General features: G+C 63.4%; 14 protein-coding genes. 6 read left to right on the forward strand and 8 right to left on the reverse strand.

The annotated features are described in order from the left end of the window. The first annotated feature begins 50 nt into the window (after window positions 1-50). The gene (locus tag NKJ40_RS17990; RefSeq protein WP_352467173.1) at window positions 51-797 is read left to right on the forward strand and encodes an SDR family NAD(P)-dependent oxidoreductase; all 747 of its coding nucleotides are present in this window, start codon (window positions 51-53) and stop codon (window positions 795-797) included. Between the two features lie 124 nt (window positions 798-921). After that, window positions 922-1,143, forward strand: a complete 222-nt coding sequence (locus NKJ40_RS17995; RefSeq protein ID WP_292662211.1) for a hypothetical protein — start codon at window positions 922-924, stop codon at window positions 1,141-1,143. A 177-nt stretch (window positions 1,144-1,320) separates the two neighbouring features. Here NKJ40_RS17995 and NKJ40_RS18000 read toward each other — a convergent pair whose 3' ends face one another. Next, window positions 1,321-1,827 carry an OsmC family protein gene (locus NKJ40_RS18000; protein WP_352467174.1) on the reverse strand — a complete coding sequence of 169 codons (507 nt, stop codon included), beginning with the start codon at window positions 1,825-1,827 and terminating at the stop codon, window positions 1,321-1,323. Between the two features lie 321 nt (window positions 1,828-2,148). Here NKJ40_RS18000 and NKJ40_RS18005 point away from each other — a divergent pair, with 321 nt between their 5' ends. Beyond that, the gene (locus NKJ40_RS18005) at window positions 2,149-3,057 is read left to right on the forward strand and encodes a DMT family transporter (RefSeq protein WP_502903728.1); all 909 of its coding nucleotides are present in this window, start codon (window positions 2,149-2,151) and stop codon (window positions 3,055-3,057) included. Between the two features lie 197 nt (window positions 3,058-3,254). On the opposite strand, the gene NKJ40_RS18010 is transcribed toward NKJ40_RS18005, so the two are convergent. Then, window positions 3,255-4,109 carry a LysR substrate-binding domain-containing protein gene (locus NKJ40_RS18010; RefSeq protein WP_352467175.1) on the reverse strand — a complete coding sequence of 285 codons (855 nt, stop codon included), beginning with the start codon at window positions 4,107-4,109 and terminating at the stop codon, window positions 3,255-3,257. 114 nt (window positions 4,110-4,223) lie between these two features. Between NKJ40_RS18010 and NKJ40_RS18015 the strand changes: the two genes are divergently transcribed. Beyond that, window positions 4,224-4,631: a tautomerase family protein gene (locus NKJ40_RS18015; RefSeq protein ID WP_352467176.1), complete on the forward strand. Its 408-nt coding sequence runs from the start codon at window positions 4,224-4,226 to the stop codon at window positions 4,629-4,631. Window positions 4,632-4,772: 141 nt separating this feature from the next. Then, window positions 4,773-6,995 carry an AMP-binding protein gene (locus NKJ40_RS18020; RefSeq protein WP_352467177.1) on the forward strand — a complete coding sequence of 741 codons (2,223 nt, stop codon included), beginning with the start codon at window positions 4,773-4,775 and terminating at the stop codon, window positions 6,993-6,995. Between the two features lie 18 nt (window positions 6,996-7,013). On the opposite strand, the gene NKJ40_RS18025 is transcribed toward NKJ40_RS18020, so the two are convergent. The 4 genes from NKJ40_RS18025 to NKJ40_RS18040 all read right to left on the reverse strand — a co-directional run bounded on the left by NKJ40_RS18025 (window position 7,014) and on the right by NKJ40_RS18040 (window position 10,317). Continuing rightward, on the reverse strand, window positions 7,014-7,277 hold the full coding sequence (locus NKJ40_RS18025) for a hypothetical protein (protein ID WP_352467178.1): 264 nt from the start codon (window positions 7,275-7,277) through the stop codon (window positions 7,014-7,016). A gap of 237 nt (window positions 7,278-7,514) precedes the next feature. Continuing rightward, entirely contained in the window at window positions 7,515-8,330 is an 816-nt protein-coding gene (locus NKJ40_RS18030) for a CDP-alcohol phosphatidyltransferase family protein (RefSeq protein WP_023719846.1), read from the reverse strand. Window positions 8,331-8,333: 3 nt separating this feature from the next. After that, window positions 8,334-9,032, reverse strand: coding sequence for a phosphatidylserine decarboxylase (locus NKJ40_RS18035; protein ID WP_352467179.1), 699 nt, complete (start codon window positions 9,030-9,032; stop codon window positions 8,334-8,336). Window positions 9,033-9,159: 127 nt separating this feature from the next. Continuing rightward, window positions 9,160-10,317: a DMP19 family protein gene (locus tag NKJ40_RS18040; RefSeq protein WP_352467180.1), complete on the reverse strand. Its 1,158-nt coding sequence runs from the start codon at window positions 10,315-10,317 to the stop codon at window positions 9,160-9,162. A 400-nt stretch (window positions 10,318-10,717) separates the two neighbouring features. Here NKJ40_RS18040 and NKJ40_RS18045 point away from each other — a divergent pair, with 400 nt between their 5' ends. Further along, window positions 10,718-11,584 (forward strand): SMP-30/gluconolactonase/LRE family protein, encoded by an 867-nt coding sequence (locus NKJ40_RS18045; RefSeq protein WP_352467181.1) that lies wholly within the window; start codon window positions 10,718-10,720, stop codon window positions 11,582-11,584. Window positions 11,585-11,590: 6 nt separating this feature from the next. On the opposite strand, the gene NKJ40_RS18050 is transcribed toward NKJ40_RS18045, so the two are convergent. Together NKJ40_RS18050 and NKJ40_RS18055 are read right to left on the reverse strand one after the other, a co-directional pair. Then, window positions 11,591-11,938, reverse strand: a complete 348-nt coding sequence (locus NKJ40_RS18050) for an antibiotic biosynthesis monooxygenase (protein ID WP_352467182.1) — start codon at window positions 11,936-11,938, stop codon at window positions 11,591-11,593. An 88-nt stretch (window positions 11,939-12,026) separates the two neighbouring features. Next, window positions 12,027-13,913 carry an ABCB family ABC transporter ATP-binding protein/permease gene (locus NKJ40_RS18055; RefSeq protein ID WP_352467183.1) on the reverse strand — a complete coding sequence of 629 codons (1,887 nt, stop codon included), beginning with the start codon at window positions 13,911-13,913 and terminating at the stop codon, window positions 12,027-12,029. Between the last annotated feature and the right edge of the window lie 10 nt (window positions 13,914-13,923).

Consider the following 13,923-nt stretch of genomic DNA (forward strand, 5'->3'; position numbering starts at 1 on the left):
CGGCAGGACAGAGGGGGGCGACGTAGAGCGCTAACCGTCGGAGTTGCCCAGTGACCCCTCCCCTCGATCTCTCCGGCCGCGTAGCGGTCGTCACCGGCGCCTCGCGCGGCATCGGCTATTTCATCGCCAGGGAGCTTGCCGCCGCCGGTGCGCATGTAATTGCGGTTGCCCGCACCGTCGGTGGGCTGGAAGAACTCGACGACCAGATCAAAGCGGGCGGCGGACAAGCGACGCTGGTGCCGCTCGATCTTGCCGACATGGCGGGGATCGACCGGCTGGGCGGCGCCATCCACGAGCGCTGGGGCAAGCTCGACATACTGGTCGCCAACGCCGCTGTGCTCGGCGTCATCGCCCCGATCGGCCATGTCGAGGCCAAGACATTCGAGAAGGTGATGACCATCAACGTCACCGCAACATGGCGGCTGATCCGCTCGGTCGACCCGCTGCTGCGGCTTTCCGATGCCGGCCGCGCTATCGTGCTGAGCTCCAGCCTTGCCCACTCTGCACGCGCCTTCTGGGCGCCTTATGCGGCGTCGAAGGCGGCGGTCGAGGCCATGACGCGCTCCTGGGCGCATGAAACCGAAAACCTGCCGCTCAGGATCAACGCCGCCGATCCAGGGGCGACGCGCACCGCGATGCGGGCGCAGGCCGTACCCGGCGAAGATCCTGAAACGCTGCCGCACCCTTCGGAGATCGCCAAGCGTATCGTGCCGCTGGCTAGCCCCACGCTCAAGGAGACGGGGCTGATCTTCCAGGCCAAGTACAACCGCTTTGTCGCCTACCGGCAGCCGGAGTAAGCGGCCTAACATCACGCGGCTGTGATGCCGTGGCTTAAGGCCGCGCTTTGGCCCAGCTTTCGCCGCTGGGCCGGAGTTGCTAGGATCATGCGACTCCCAAAACAAGCAGAGCGAGGAAATACCCATGGCGGCACCGAGCGTAGCGTTAGTCTGGTATCTGGTGATCGCCGGCCCGCAAGGCGGCATGGTCGTGTTGCCCAGCACATTCGACACCCGCGAACAGTGCACCTTCGCCATAACCGAATACCAGAAGCAACCGACGCCGGCCGGCTGGTCGGTGCAGTGCGTGCCGAGCGCCTCGCCCTTCGCCGACGAGGGCGACGCCGAGGAGCCGTCGGCGCAGTAGGCGCGTGATCTCCCCCCTTGAGGGGGAGATGCCAAGTTTTGGCAAAGAGGGCAGGCCAGAGGGGGTCGCCACGCGTGAAGCGCCGGCCTCCATCTGCTGGAGCGGGCCGAGCCCGGTCGGACCAACCCCCCTCTGCCCTGCCGGGCATCTCCCCCTCAAGGGGGGAGATCAGCAGCCTCAGCGTCGTGCGCTTACCGTCAGCTCCGGCTTCTGGCTGATGGTCTGGAACACCACGCAGTAGCGCTCGGTCAGTTTGAGCAGCGCATCGACGCGCTCCTGCGGCTCGTCCGTGTCGAGGCCGAATGTCAGCCGGATGGCACGGAAGCCAACCGGCGCATCCTTTGCCACACCAAGCGTGCCGCGAAAGTCGAGATCGCCTTCGGCTTCCACCGTGGCGGCCCCAAGCTTGAATTCCAGCGCCGTCGCTACCGCCTTCAGCGTGACGCCGGCGCAAGCCACCAGCGCCTCCAGCAGCATGTCGCCGGAGCAGAGTTCGAGCCCGGTGCCGCCGGTCGCCGGATGCAGCCCGGCAATGGCGATCGCCCTGCCTGTCTCGACCTTGCAGGCGATCGATTGGTCGTCGATCGAGCCTTTGGCGCGGAGAGTAATCAGCGCGCGCGAGGCGTCGTCGCGATAGGCCTCCTTCAGCGGCGCCTGCATGGCCTTCAATGCGATCGCATCCATTTCGTCGTCTCCTATAGTTGCCTGGCTTCGCTGCTTAACGGCTGTGCCGCCTGCCCCAAACGCAAGCGCGCGCTGGCGTAGCGCTTAGCAGGGTTTCGCCCGTATAGCCTGACGATACGGAGGCATCCAACGCTTTCACACCGTCTCTCGCAACACATTCGTAAGGCCGCCGGACAATGGCCGACATCGCCATCCTGGAAACGCGCGAAAGGCTTTCGCCGGCATCCTGTTCACCGGGGCTGCCGGTCTGCTGTTTCGATGCACGACGCCTCGATCAAGCTGACACTATGGTGTCAGGACGGGGCAGAGTAGGCTGGTGAGATGACGGAATTGCTGGACATGCCAGGCACAGTGGAAAGCGCCCGCGAACGTACCCTCGGCATCATCCTGGTCTCGGCATCGGCGGCCGTCTTCGGCCTCACCGGCGTGCTGACCAAATCGATCCATGCCGACCCGCTGACCATTACCTGCTGGCGCGGCTTCGTCGGCTCGATCCTGATCAGCCTCTATGTGCTATGGCGCCGCCAGCGCTCCGGCGGTCGCGACAGCCTGCGGCTCGGCTGGCGCGGCTGGCTGCTGGCGATCGAAGGCGCGCTCGCCAGCATCGCCTTCATCTCGGCGTTCAAATTCACCTTTGTCGCCAATGTCGCGATCATCTATGCCACGGCTCCGTTCGTCACCGCGCTGCTGGCCCTCCTGTTGGTCCGCGAGCCGTTCCGGCTGCAGACGCTTGCCGCCGCCGCCGTGTCACTATGCGGGGTCGCGATCATGGTCTGGTCCGGCTTCGGCACCGGCCATTTGTTCGGCGACGGGCTGGCGCTGCTGATGACGATCGGCAGCGCGCTCTACATGATCATGGTGCGCGCCTTCCGCGACACGCCGGTGGTGTGGGCGGGTGCGGTGTCGGCATTCCTTCTGTTCGTGCTCGGCTGGTTCGTCGCCGATCCGCTGGCTGTCTCGGCCAGGGACGCTGTGCTTCTAGCCACCTTCGGCTCCTCGTTCGCGCTGGCTTCGATCCTGTGGACGGAGGGCACCCGGCTTATTCCGGCGGCCGAGTCCGGATTGCTGGGTTCAGCTGAAGTGCCATTCGCGATCCTGTTTGCCTTCCTGTTCCTGGCGGAGATCCCGCCGGCAGGCAGCATGGTCGGTGGCGCCATCGTGCTTTGCGCGGTGTTCGCTCACGCCGGCCGCGACTGGCTGATGGCCAGGCAGCGCGCAGCGGATGCATGACCAATCCCTCGCCGCGTTCGAGCGCGAGTTGGTGGTCCGATCACGAGAAATCCGGTCCTGAAAATTAATTTGAAAAGTCATGGAACCATCATAAGGCTCAGGCATTATGGCTGCGACGGGCCACCCCAAGTCCCCCCAAACCCCTCGGCCCGTCTTACTCAGAAGCCGACCGCAAGGTCGGCTTTTTCTTTGCTGGCTCAATTGGCCAAGGCCAGGTTGCCGCTGAACAACGCGGCCAGATCCTGCGCCGGCCGGTCGGCATCCTCACGCAAGCGGACGGCGAATTCGGCGACCGGCACCGGCGGCAGATCAAGATCGCGCGGCGCCTCGACGATGCCGGAATGAGCGAAGCGCGCCGTCCTCAACGTCAAGGCGATGCCGGCGTGCACCGCCGTGCGCAGGCCGGCAAGGCTGGCACTGCCGGCAGCAATGCGGTAGCGACGGCCGGCAGCATCGAGTGCACTGGTCGCCGCTTCGCGAAACCCGCAATGGGGATCGAGCAGCGCCAAGGGCAGCTCGTCGTGGCGGGTGGCCAGCCCGTTCTGTGAGCAAAGCCAGATCATTGGTTCCTTGAGCACACCGACTTCGTCGCGTGTCGGCACCTGCCGCATGGCAATGGCCAGATCAAGGGTGCCGGCCTGCAAAGCCTGCGCCAGTTCGGCGGAACGGCCGACGCGCAATTCGATCCTGACGCGCGGATGGCTGACAGCGAAAGCCCTGAGCAGCTGCGGCAAGCCGCTATCGGCGAAATCCTGCGTGGTGCCGATGGCGACGCGCCCGTCGGCGTGCGCCCCTTTGAGGGCCAGCCACGCCTCGCGGTGCGCGGCAAGGATGCGACGCGCGTGAGCGATCAGATCCTCGCCTGCCGGCGTCAGGCCGCGCCCTCGCCCCTGCGGCACCAGCAGCGGTTCGCCGACAACATCCTCCAGCCGCTGCATCTGCGCGGTCACTGCGGACGGCGAGCGACCGACGATCGACGCGGCCCGCGCCAAGGAACCGCCATCGACGAAAGCGAGGAAAGTCTTGAGGAGGTCAGGATCGAACATCTGCATAATTTGATATTATCAAAGTGTTTATCAAAAACAATTCGATTTTTTTGATCAAAGGACGATGGCATGATTTTCTCGACGGCGAAGAGGCGCCGCTTGAAACCGAGGAGAAGAAATATGCCGATCATCAATGTCAGCGTTACCGGCAAGCCCGATGCCGCTTTGTCCGCCGCCATTGCCAAGGAAGTGACCGAACTGACGGCCACGCATCTGCGCAAGGACGCGACGATTACAGCTGTTGCCATTTCCTATCACGACCCCGAGCACTGGTTCGCCGGCGGCAAGTCGCTGGCCGAGCATGGCGCCAACACGGCTTGGCTCGACATCAAGGTTGTCGACGGCACCAACACCAAGCTCGAACTGGAGGCGTATCTGCAGGCAATTTTCGCCGCATTCGGCCGGCTGCTGGGCAAGGTGCATGAGGAAAGCTACGCCCTCGTGCATGAAGTGCCTGCGGCCGCCTATGGCTTTGGCGGCAAGACGCAGGAATTCCGCTTCATCAGCGGAAGGATGAAAGCGGCGTAGCTGCGATAGGCAGCCGAGCCCAATTAAAGATAGGAGAGAAGGAAAAATGGAGCCGCATTGACGTTGATCCAACTTCGGCTAGGTTCTCACCCGAAGCGGCCACTGAAGAGCCGCGACGTGAGATCGTTGGGAGATGCGGCGATGATCCTGACACTGGCGCTGCTTGCGGGTCTTGTCGCGGCCTGTCTGCTGATCGGCGTGGTGGAGAAGTTCCGCCTCGGCCTGCGCTTGAGCCAGGCGCTGCTCTACGTGCCGTTCAAGCTCGCCTACCGGATCAGCGACGAGCGCATCAAGATTGCCCGCAAGTCGGCGGCCCCCGTCATCTACGTCATTTGGCATCAGTCACGCATCGAGCCGGCGCTGATGCTGTCGCTGCTGCCGGAGGACACGCTGCACATCCTCGATCAGGCTTCGGCCGGATCGCCGTGGCTGGAGCCGTGGCGCGAGCTCGGCCGCACCATCGCCTTCAACGCCGAGCATGTCTTCGTCAGCCGCAGATTGGTGCGGGTGCTGAAGGGCAAGGGCCGGCTCGCCGTTTACCTGCCGGATGCAGTCGAGCCCGACGTCAAGTCGTTTCGGTTGTTTCGCGCCATCACCCGTATCGCCATGCAGGCCGACGCCCGCATCGTGCCGGTCTTTGTTGCCGGCGCACGCAGCCTGCCGGCTTCGCTGACGCCGGCGGACAAGGCGCCGCGCCATTGGTTTCCGCAGCTGTCGATCAGCGCGCTGGAGCCGATGACCATCGCCGAGCTGGTGGCGCGGAACCCAGATCAGGCCTCCAACACCAATGCGCTGTTTGACCGCTTCGCCGAGGCCAGGCTTTTCGGCAGCGATCTCGATCGCGGCCTGTTTCTCGCCATGCGCGATGCCGCCGACCGTGTTGGCGCTTCGCACCCAATTATCGAGGACGTCATTGGCGGTGCGCTGAGCTACCGGAAAATGTTCATCGGCGCCAGGGTTTTGGGCCGCCGCTTCGAGGCAATAACAGCGCCGGGCGAAGCGGTTGGGCTGCTCCTGCCCAACGCCAATGGCGTCGTGCTGTCGTTCGTCGGACTTTTGTCGGCTGCGCGGGTGGCAGCGATGATCAACTATACCGCCGGCCCGGCGAGCGTCACCGCCGCCATCCGCACGGCGGTGATCCGGACCGTGGTCTCCTCACGCGCCTTTGTCGAAAAGGCCAACCTCGCCGACATAGTCGAGGCGGTGGAAAAGGGCGGGGCGAAACTGCTATGGCTGGAGGATGTTCGCGCAAGCGTGACCGTGCTGGACAAGGCCGCAGCCGCCTTGCTGTGGCGCTGGCCGTTGCAGCGCCAGGATGCGGCCAAGCCGGCGGTGATCCTGTTCACCTCCGGCTCGGAAGGCACGCCCAAGGCCGTGGTGCTGTCGCACCGGAACCTCCTTGCCAATGCGATGCAGGCGGAAGCCCGCATCACTATCTCGCCGGCCGACATCCTGCTCAACGTGCTGCCGGTGTTCCACTCGTTCGGGTTGACCGGCGGCACTATCCTGCCGCTGGTCACCGGAGTAAAGCTGTTCCTCTACCCGTCACCGCTCCACTACAAACTTATTCCGGAGGTGGCGCGCAAGGTCCGGCCGACGGTGATGTTCGGCACCGACACGTTCCTCGCCAACTATGCCCGCACCGCCAAGGACGGCGATTTTTCCAGCCTGCGCTTCGTCGTGGCCGGTGCCGAAGCGGTAAAGCCGGAGACGCGCCGGGTTTATCGCGAACGCTTCCAGGCCGAGATCATCGAAGGTTTTGGCTTGACCGAGGCCGCACCGGTGGTTGCCGTCAACACCGCCATCCACGGCCGCGACGGCACGGTCGGGCGGCTGCTGCCGGCCATGCGCATGAAACTCGAACCGGTCGAAGGCATCAGCGACGCCGGCCGGCTGTGGCTCGACGGGCCGAACCTGATGATGGGCTACATGACTGGCGACCGGCCTGGCGAGCTGCAGCCGCTCGAAGGCTGGCACGACACCGGCGATATCGTTTCGGTCGATCGCGAAGGCTTCATCACCGTTCGCGGCCGCGCCAAGCGCTTCGCCAAGATAGCCGGCGAGATGGTATCGCTTGGTGCGGTCGAGATGCTGGTGCAGTCGCTGTGGCCGGAAGAGCATCACGCCGTGGTTGCGGTGCCAGACAAGCGGCGCGGCGAGCGCCTCGTTCTCGTCACCACCGCCGACAATGCCGATCCCGACGAATTGCGCGAATTCGGCAAAAAGGCCGGCGCGGCCGAACTGATGGTGCCGAACGACATCGTCAAGGTCGAGGAGATCCCTGTACTGGGCTCCGGCAAGACCGACTATGTCTCGACTAGAAAGCTGGCACTCGAGAGGCTGGGACTGAGCGCAGCCGCCTGAGGTTTGCTGTCGAGAACTCTAGAGGACCACCACCGACAACAGCAGAATGGCGCCGACGGCCATCATCAGCAGGCCCGGCCAGTTCTGCGACAGGCCGAGAAAACGGAGCCCGCGCCGCCGCGGCTCCAAGGTTGGACCTGGTGTTGCGAGATTAGGCGTCGCGCTATCCGGCGCGGTGGAGACAGCGGTCGGCTCACTGAGCCGCCCGCGCATGATGGCTGCTACCGCCATATAGACAAGGCCGGCGACAGTCAGTAACACGCCAATGAGGATGACAGCCATTTCTCCTCGTTTTCCGATGGTTCTGCCGCCCGATGCGGCAGCTTGCGCGACGCTGACGACGTATCACGAGCAGCCGCTCAAACGGATCTACCGACACAAACGGTCAGGCGCCCAGCAAGTTCCGAAAACGCGGCGATGCCCTCCACAGCGCCGCGTCCCCTGCGAGCCGCTCCCTGATCTAAACTGGTGACCCTTTTCGTGCACTGCCAGGCGCAGGAGGAATTGGCACCAAATCTGTCAGCCAATGTCCGAGGACGGCACCTTCTCGCCTTCGCGCTTGGCGCGTCTCGAATAGGCCCGCACGCTGAACGGCAAGAAGAGCAGATAGCCGGCAACCGAGGCCGTCAGCGTGTACCAGGGATAGGTCATCAAAAGCAGGACGTAGAGGACGACTGCGAGGATGATCGGCAGCACCCTGTCGCCTGGTATCCTGACGCTCTTGCCGGAATAGACGGGCAGTCTGCTGACCAGCAGGAACGCCACCAATATTGTAAAGCCGGTGGCAATGAAGGCTGCCAGGCGGCTGGGTTCAAGGCCAAGCCTGAGGAAGAACAGATAGAGCGGCAGCATCACCAGCACCGCACCCGCCGGCGCCGGCACGCCAACGAAATATTCGGTCTGCCACTGCGGACGGTCGAGCTCTTCGTCGAGCACGTTGAAGCGGGCAAGCCTCATCCCACAGGCGATGGTGAACAGCAGCGCCGCGATCCAGCCCGGCGAACCTGCCCTGTCGAGCAGAAAGGCATAGAGCACCAGCGCCGGTGCCACGCCGAAATTGACGATATCGGCCAGCGAATCCATCTGGGCGCCGAATTTGGAAGTCGCCTTCAGCATTCGCGCCAGACGGCCGTCGATACCATCGAGGAAGGCGGCGAGCAGCACCATCACCACCGCCGGCTCGAAGCGGCCCTCGAAGCCGAAGCGGATGCCCGACAGGCCGGCGCAGATGGCGAGCACCGTGACCAGATTGGGCAGCACCATGCGCATCGGGATTTCGCGAATGCGAGGGCCACCGCCGCCATGCGCCTCGAATTTCTTGAACGGCGGCGCCACCGGTCAGGAGACCCGCACGAGCGGCGTTGCGGCAACGCCGCCGAATTCCGCCAGCACCGTCTCACCGCCAACCGCGGTCTGGCCGACGGCGACACGCGGCGTCGCGGTCGAGGGCAGGAATACATCGACGCGCGAGCCAAAGCGGATCAGCCCGAAGCGCTCGCCGGTGCCGATGGCGCCGCCGGACTCGGCCCAGCAGACGATGCGCCGCGCCACCAGGCCGGCGATCTGCACCGCGGCGACCGATCCATTGGGGCTTTCGATGACCAGCCCGTTGCGCTCGTTCTCGGTGCTTGCCTTGTCGAGTTCGGCATTGAGGAATTTTCCTGGCCGATGCTCGATCCTGGAAATTCGGCCACGCACCGGGGAGCGGTTAACGTGGCAGGAAAAGACGTTCATGAACACCGAGATGCGGGTCATTTCACCGCCGCCGAGGCCAAGCTCGCGCGGCGGCACGGCCGGGCCGACCGCCGAGACGATGCCGTCGGCAGGGCTGACAACCAGCCGGTCGTCGATCGGCGTGACACGCTCGGGATCGCGGAAGAAATAGGCGCACCAGGCGGTCAGGATGAGACCGATCCAGAACAGGGTCGAGGAGAAATAGCCCAGAAAGAGCGTCGCCGCGCCGAACGCAGCGATAAAGGGATAACCCTCGCGATGGATCGGAACGAACGCATTCTTGATCGTGTCGACGAGGCTCATGGGATGAGGACAACCTTGGTTCCAAGTCCGGCCTCAATAGCGGAAACACCCCGCGGTCGCAACGCGACAATGGGAGCGCTTGGAGGTGGCGGTCGTCGCCGTCTCAGAACGGCCAAGCGAAATCCACTCAGGCACCCGCTGCCGCCGCTTGGTCGAAATACTCCTCGAGCTCGCGCCGATCGGCCTCCGCCAAGCTCTCTTCGTGGGTGCCGCGTAGCACGCCGCCTTTCGGGGTCGACTGGAGGAGGAATACATACTCGTCGGCCATAACCACCCAGTTCACAACCGCGCCGCCTTCCCTAGGCACAACCGAGTTCGCAGAGACGACAGCATCGGTCGGATCGAACCCGGCTCTGCGCAGCAAGAGGTCGACAGCGACCGGCGCATGATAGGCTGCGGCCAATTCGAGCACCATTTCTATTGCCTGCGCTTCAACACGGCCAAGTCTCTTGCCGACGCGCGGGGCGCCGGCAGCGAATGGATTCTCGCCCGGACGCGCGACGGACGGATCCTCCGGGGCGATATATTCATAGACGGCCGCATGCGCGGGCGTGGCGACGGCTAGACGCGGCTCCTTGGCATTGGTGCGCAGCTGAAAAGCCAACAGTTTTTCGCCCTCGACGTCCAGCACCCTTGCCATGCCGAGCGCCAGCTTGACCTCGGGCCTAGGCGCCTCGGCGCATGCAAGGCCGACGCCGACATCACGCCAGCCCGTCATTTGGTTGACCAGCTTGCCAACAGAACGATGGAGTAGCCTCGGCTCGCGCCGGGGATTGGTCACGGCCAGCTGATGGATGGCTTCTCCGTAGTCGGCATCCTCAACGATTGCGAGTTCAGGCCATGAGTTTATCCAGCGAGCCGATAAAGCGAGCATCGATGCGGCCTGATCGGCTTGGTAGAATAGACGGTCGAGCGTACTGAGCTTATCGTCAGTACCTCCTTCGAAGCCTGTCTGTTCCTCAGTCTCCTCGGGGTGCTCCGCGACCCAGGCAGCCATTTGGTCCAAAGTCGCCAGTTGTCCGTGCGCACCCATCTCAGCGAGGGCGGTGCGTGCGTCGGCAATGACGGTGTCGAGTTCTTCGCCAGAATTATAGATGAACTGGCTATGGCCGCCATTGTTGACCTCAGCCAAATAGTCATCGGCATGACAGGCCTGCATTGCCTTGGGGCTGATTTCGGTGGAACGGTAAAGGCCTTGCGAGACCATGGCTTCGACGAATTCTCTGACGGCTACAATGAGACCGAAAGGATTGTCGGCCGCGTCTTCCACGACTGAGCGCGGCACGATCACCGAAGATGATGGCTTGCCTGGGAATGACTGCTTGGACCGAGCCGGTGAAATGGTCGCTGATCGCTGAAATTTCTTCTTGGCCCAGCGGGAAAATCTTTCGAACACGCCAAACGCCCTTCATGCTTGCCACAACAGGATTTCTGCGGGCCAACGTGATTCTTGCATTTGACTTTCCCGTCCGCAAGCACCGACCGGTTATACTTCATTGAAGAAGGATGAGTGGAGGCGCACGGCGCATCGCGCGGTTCCGTGCGGCTACTCAGGTCAAATATAAACGACGCCGTCGCCATCCTCATTGTCGGAACGCAGCACTCTCGCCCGTCCTTGGCAAGACAGCGCCTCTCATCGGCCTTTCAGCCATGACGATTTGCGCAAACCCGGAGGTTCTCGGCCCATGCAGAAATCAGCAGCTAGGCAAGTGCAAGTGATGATGAACGGCTTGGCCTTCGGCGAGTCGCCGCGCTGGCACGATGGCCGGCTGTGGTTCTGCAACTGGGGCACAGGCCAGATCATCGCCGTTGACGCCCTGGGCAACAGCGAGATCGTGCTCACCGTGCCGGCGACCCTGCCCTATTCCATTGACTGGCTTCCGGACGGGCGCCTGCTTGTCGTCTCCGGCCGCGAAGGGCTGATCCTCAGGCAGGAGGCAGACGGGACATTGGTCACCCATGCCGATCTGAGACAACTATCAAAGAGCCCGTGGAACGAGATCGTCGTCGATGGACGCGGCAACATCTATGTCAATGGTGGTGGGCCTGCTCCGGTTCCCGGCCAGCATTTCGGCCCCGGCACCATCGTGCTGGTCGCGCCTGACGGCTCGGTTCAGCAGGTGGCTGAGAACCTCGCCTTCGCCAATGGCATGGCGGTGACGCCTGACAACAAGACGCTTATCGTTGCCGAGTCCCACGCCAGCCGGCTGACCGCCTTCGACATCGCTGCCGACGGCCACCTTTCCAACCGCAGGATCTGGGCCAATCTCGGCAACGGTTTTCCCGACGGCATCTGCCTCGATGCCGAAGGTACGGCCTGGTACGCCGACGTTCCGAACCGGCATTGCGTGCGGGTGCGCGAGGGCGGCGCGATGCTCGAAAGCGTCGATGTCGACCGCGGCTGCTTTGCCTGCATGCTCGGCGGCAGCGAGGGAAAAACGCTGTTCATCGTCGCCGCCGAATGGCGCGGCTTCGAACATATGATCAGCGATGCCCGTACCGGCCAGGTGCTCAGCATCGAGGCTACCGCGCCGGGCGCGGGCTGGCCGTAGAAGAGCTTACACCCCGGGAATCCGCTGATAGTTGGCGATATCGGCCTTGACGCCAAGTCGCGCAATGGTCTCCTGAGGATTGAAGCCGATGCGCTCATGCGCAGCCTTGATGATCGGCACGACCTTGTCGACAGCGGCCTGCCTTTCCCATTCGACAATGGTCACGAGGTTGAACTCGCCCGGCCCCGAGAATTGCTCAAGCAGGAAATCCTGGACGAACCCTTGCTGCTGGCGCAGCAATTCATGCGTCATCCGGACCTTGGCAAGAATCTCCTCGCGGGCGTTGGCCGGAACAACAAACTTGTCCACCCGGAATACGCTGCCGCCACTAACTGCCTGATTTATCTCACTCATATCGATTGTCTCCGTTTTGAACGACGCATCTTGCTGCGATCCAAAACGGTCTACGATCTCAACTTAAGTTGAGGTCAAGCACGAATTTTCAGCTCACCTCCGAGGTGCGGCGGCGGACGACGACGCCGAACTCGTCGCTTTCGCGGGCAATGCGCAGCCGCTCCTCGGCCTCGCTTGCCTCGCGCTGGCGGTCCCACATGGATGCATAAAGGCCGCGCTTGGCCATCAAGGCGGCATGGGTGCCGCGCTCGGCGATCTGGCCGTCCTGCAGGACGATGATCTCGTCGGCCGAAATCACTGTAGACAGCCGATGGGCGATGACGAGGGTGGTGCGGCCCTGGCTGACCAGGTCGAGTGCCGCCTGGATCTCCTGCTCGGTGTGGCTGTCCAGCGCCGAGGTCGCCTCGTCGAGCATCAGTATCGGCGGTGCCTTCAAGATGGTGCGGGCAATCGCCACCCGCTGCTTCTCGCCGCCGGACAGTTTTAACCCGCGCTCGCCGACCATTGAGCGATAGCCGTCGGGCAGCCGCTCGATAAACGGTCCGATCTGGGCCAGTTCTGCCGCCTTGCGCACATCCTCCTCGCTGGCGCCGATGTGGCCGTAGCGGATGTTGTAGGCGATAGTGTCGTTAAACAGCACCGTGTCCTGCGGCACCATGCCGATGGCGGCGCGCAAGCTCTCCTGTTTGACGTCGCGAATGTCCTGGCCGTCGATCAGAATCTTGCCGCGCTGAATGTCGTAGAAACGAAACAAAAGCCGCGAAATGGTCGACTTTCCGGCGCCGGAGGGGCCGACGATGGCCACCGTCTTGCCGGCCGGCACCTCGAAGCTGATGCCCTTCAGGATCTTGCGGTTGGGGTCGTAGGAAAAGTGTACGTCACGGAACTCGACCTTGCCGGCATCGACGACCAGTGGCTTGGCGCCCGGCCGGTCGACGATCTCGCGCTTGACGTCGAGCAGATCGAACATGTTTTCGATATCGGTCAGGCCCTGGCGAATTTCGCGATAGATCATGCCGATGAAATTCAGCGGCACCGAAAGCTGCATGAGCATGGCGTTGACGAAGACGAAATCGCCGACGCTCTGTGTGCCTGCCTTCACCTCGAGCGCCGACATCACCATAACGACGGTCATGCCGATGCCGAAGATCACACCTTGGCCGAAGTTCAGCCAGCCAAGCGAGGTCCAGGTCCTGGTCGCCGCCACCTCATAGCGCGCCGTGGACCGGTCGAAGCGCTCGGCCTCCATGGCTTCGTTGTTGAAATATTTGACTGTTTCGTAGTTGAGCAGCGAATCGATCGCCTTCGTGCTGGCTTCATTGTCGCTATCGTTCATCTCGCGGCGGATCGAAATACGCCAATCGCTCGCCCTGACGGTGAACCAGACATAGAGCCAGACCGTGACCGCGATCACCAAGACGTAAAGCCAGCCATAGGTGACGGCGAAGATGCCGGCGGTGAGCGCGAATTCGACGATTGTCGGCGCCGTGGCCAGCATGGTGAAGCGGACGATCGTCTCGATGCCCTTGGTGCCGCGCTCGATGACGCGCGACAGTCCGCCGGTGCGCCGTTCGAGGTGGAAGCGCAGCGACAGTTCGTGCATGTGCACGAAGGTGCGGAAAGCGAGGCGACGCACCGCATGCTGGCCGACCCGTGCAAACAGGGCGTCGCGCAACTGGTTGAAGCCGAGTTGCACCAGCCGCACGGCATTGTAGGCGACGACCAGCATGACCGGCGCCAGCAGGAAGGTCGGCAGCGGCGGCGCAGATTTGCTATCGCCGGCCAGTGCGTCGGTCGCCCATTTGAAGAAATAGGGTCCGGCCACCAGGGTCAGCTTGGCAACGACCAGCAGTACGGTTGCCCACACCACCCGTGCCCTCAGATCGGCGCGGTCGGCCGGCCACATATAGGGCCAGAGATTGCGCAACGTTCTGAAGGTCGAGCCGGAATCGGCGGAAACGGTTTTCTCGGCCATTCTTGTTTAC

The organism is Mesorhizobium sp. M0119 (genome assembly GCF_040322615.1).
GTDB lineage: Bacteria > Pseudomonadota > Alphaproteobacteria > Rhizobiales > Rhizobiaceae > Mesorhizobium.

Coding starts and splice junctions, on each gene's coding strand:
- NKJ40_RS17995 (WP_292662211.1), top strand. CDS start 922: ATGGCGGCACCGAGCGTAGCGTTAGTCTGGTATCTGGTGATCGCCGGC.
- NKJ40_RS18000 (WP_352467174.1), bottom strand. CDS start 1,827: ATGGATGCGATCGCATTGAAGGCCATGCAGGCGCCGCTGAAGGAGGCC.
- NKJ40_RS18005 (WP_502903728.1), top strand. CDS start 2,149: ATGACGGAATTGCTGGACATGCCAGGCACAGTGGAAAGCGCCCGCGAA.
- NKJ40_RS18010 (WP_352467175.1), bottom strand. CDS start 4,109: ATGCAGATGTTCGATCCTGACCTCCTCAAGACTTTCCTCGCTTTCGTC.
- NKJ40_RS18015 (WP_352467176.1), top strand. CDS start 4,224: ATGCCGATCATCAATGTCAGCGTTACCGGCAAGCCCGATGCCGCTTTG.
- NKJ40_RS18020 (WP_352467177.1), top strand. CDS start 4,773: ATGATCCTGACACTGGCGCTGCTTGCGGGTCTTGTCGCGGCCTGTCTG.
- NKJ40_RS18025 (WP_352467178.1), bottom strand. CDS start 7,277: ATGGCTGTCATCCTCATTGGCGTGTTACTGACTGTCGCCGGCCTTGTC.
- NKJ40_RS18035 (WP_352467179.1), bottom strand. CDS start 9,032: ATGAGCCTCGTCGACACGATCAAGAATGCGTTCGTTCCGATCCATCGC.
- NKJ40_RS18045 (WP_352467181.1), top strand. CDS start 10,718: ATGCAGAAATCAGCAGCTAGGCAAGTGCAAGTGATGATGAACGGCTTG.
- NKJ40_RS18050 (WP_352467182.1), bottom strand. CDS start 11,938: ATGAGTGAGATAAATCAGGCAGTTAGTGGCGGCAGCGTATTCCGGGTG.
- NKJ40_RS18055 (WP_352467183.1), bottom strand. CDS start 13,913: ATGGCCGAGAAAACCGTTTCCGCCGATTCCGGCTCGACCTTCAGAACG.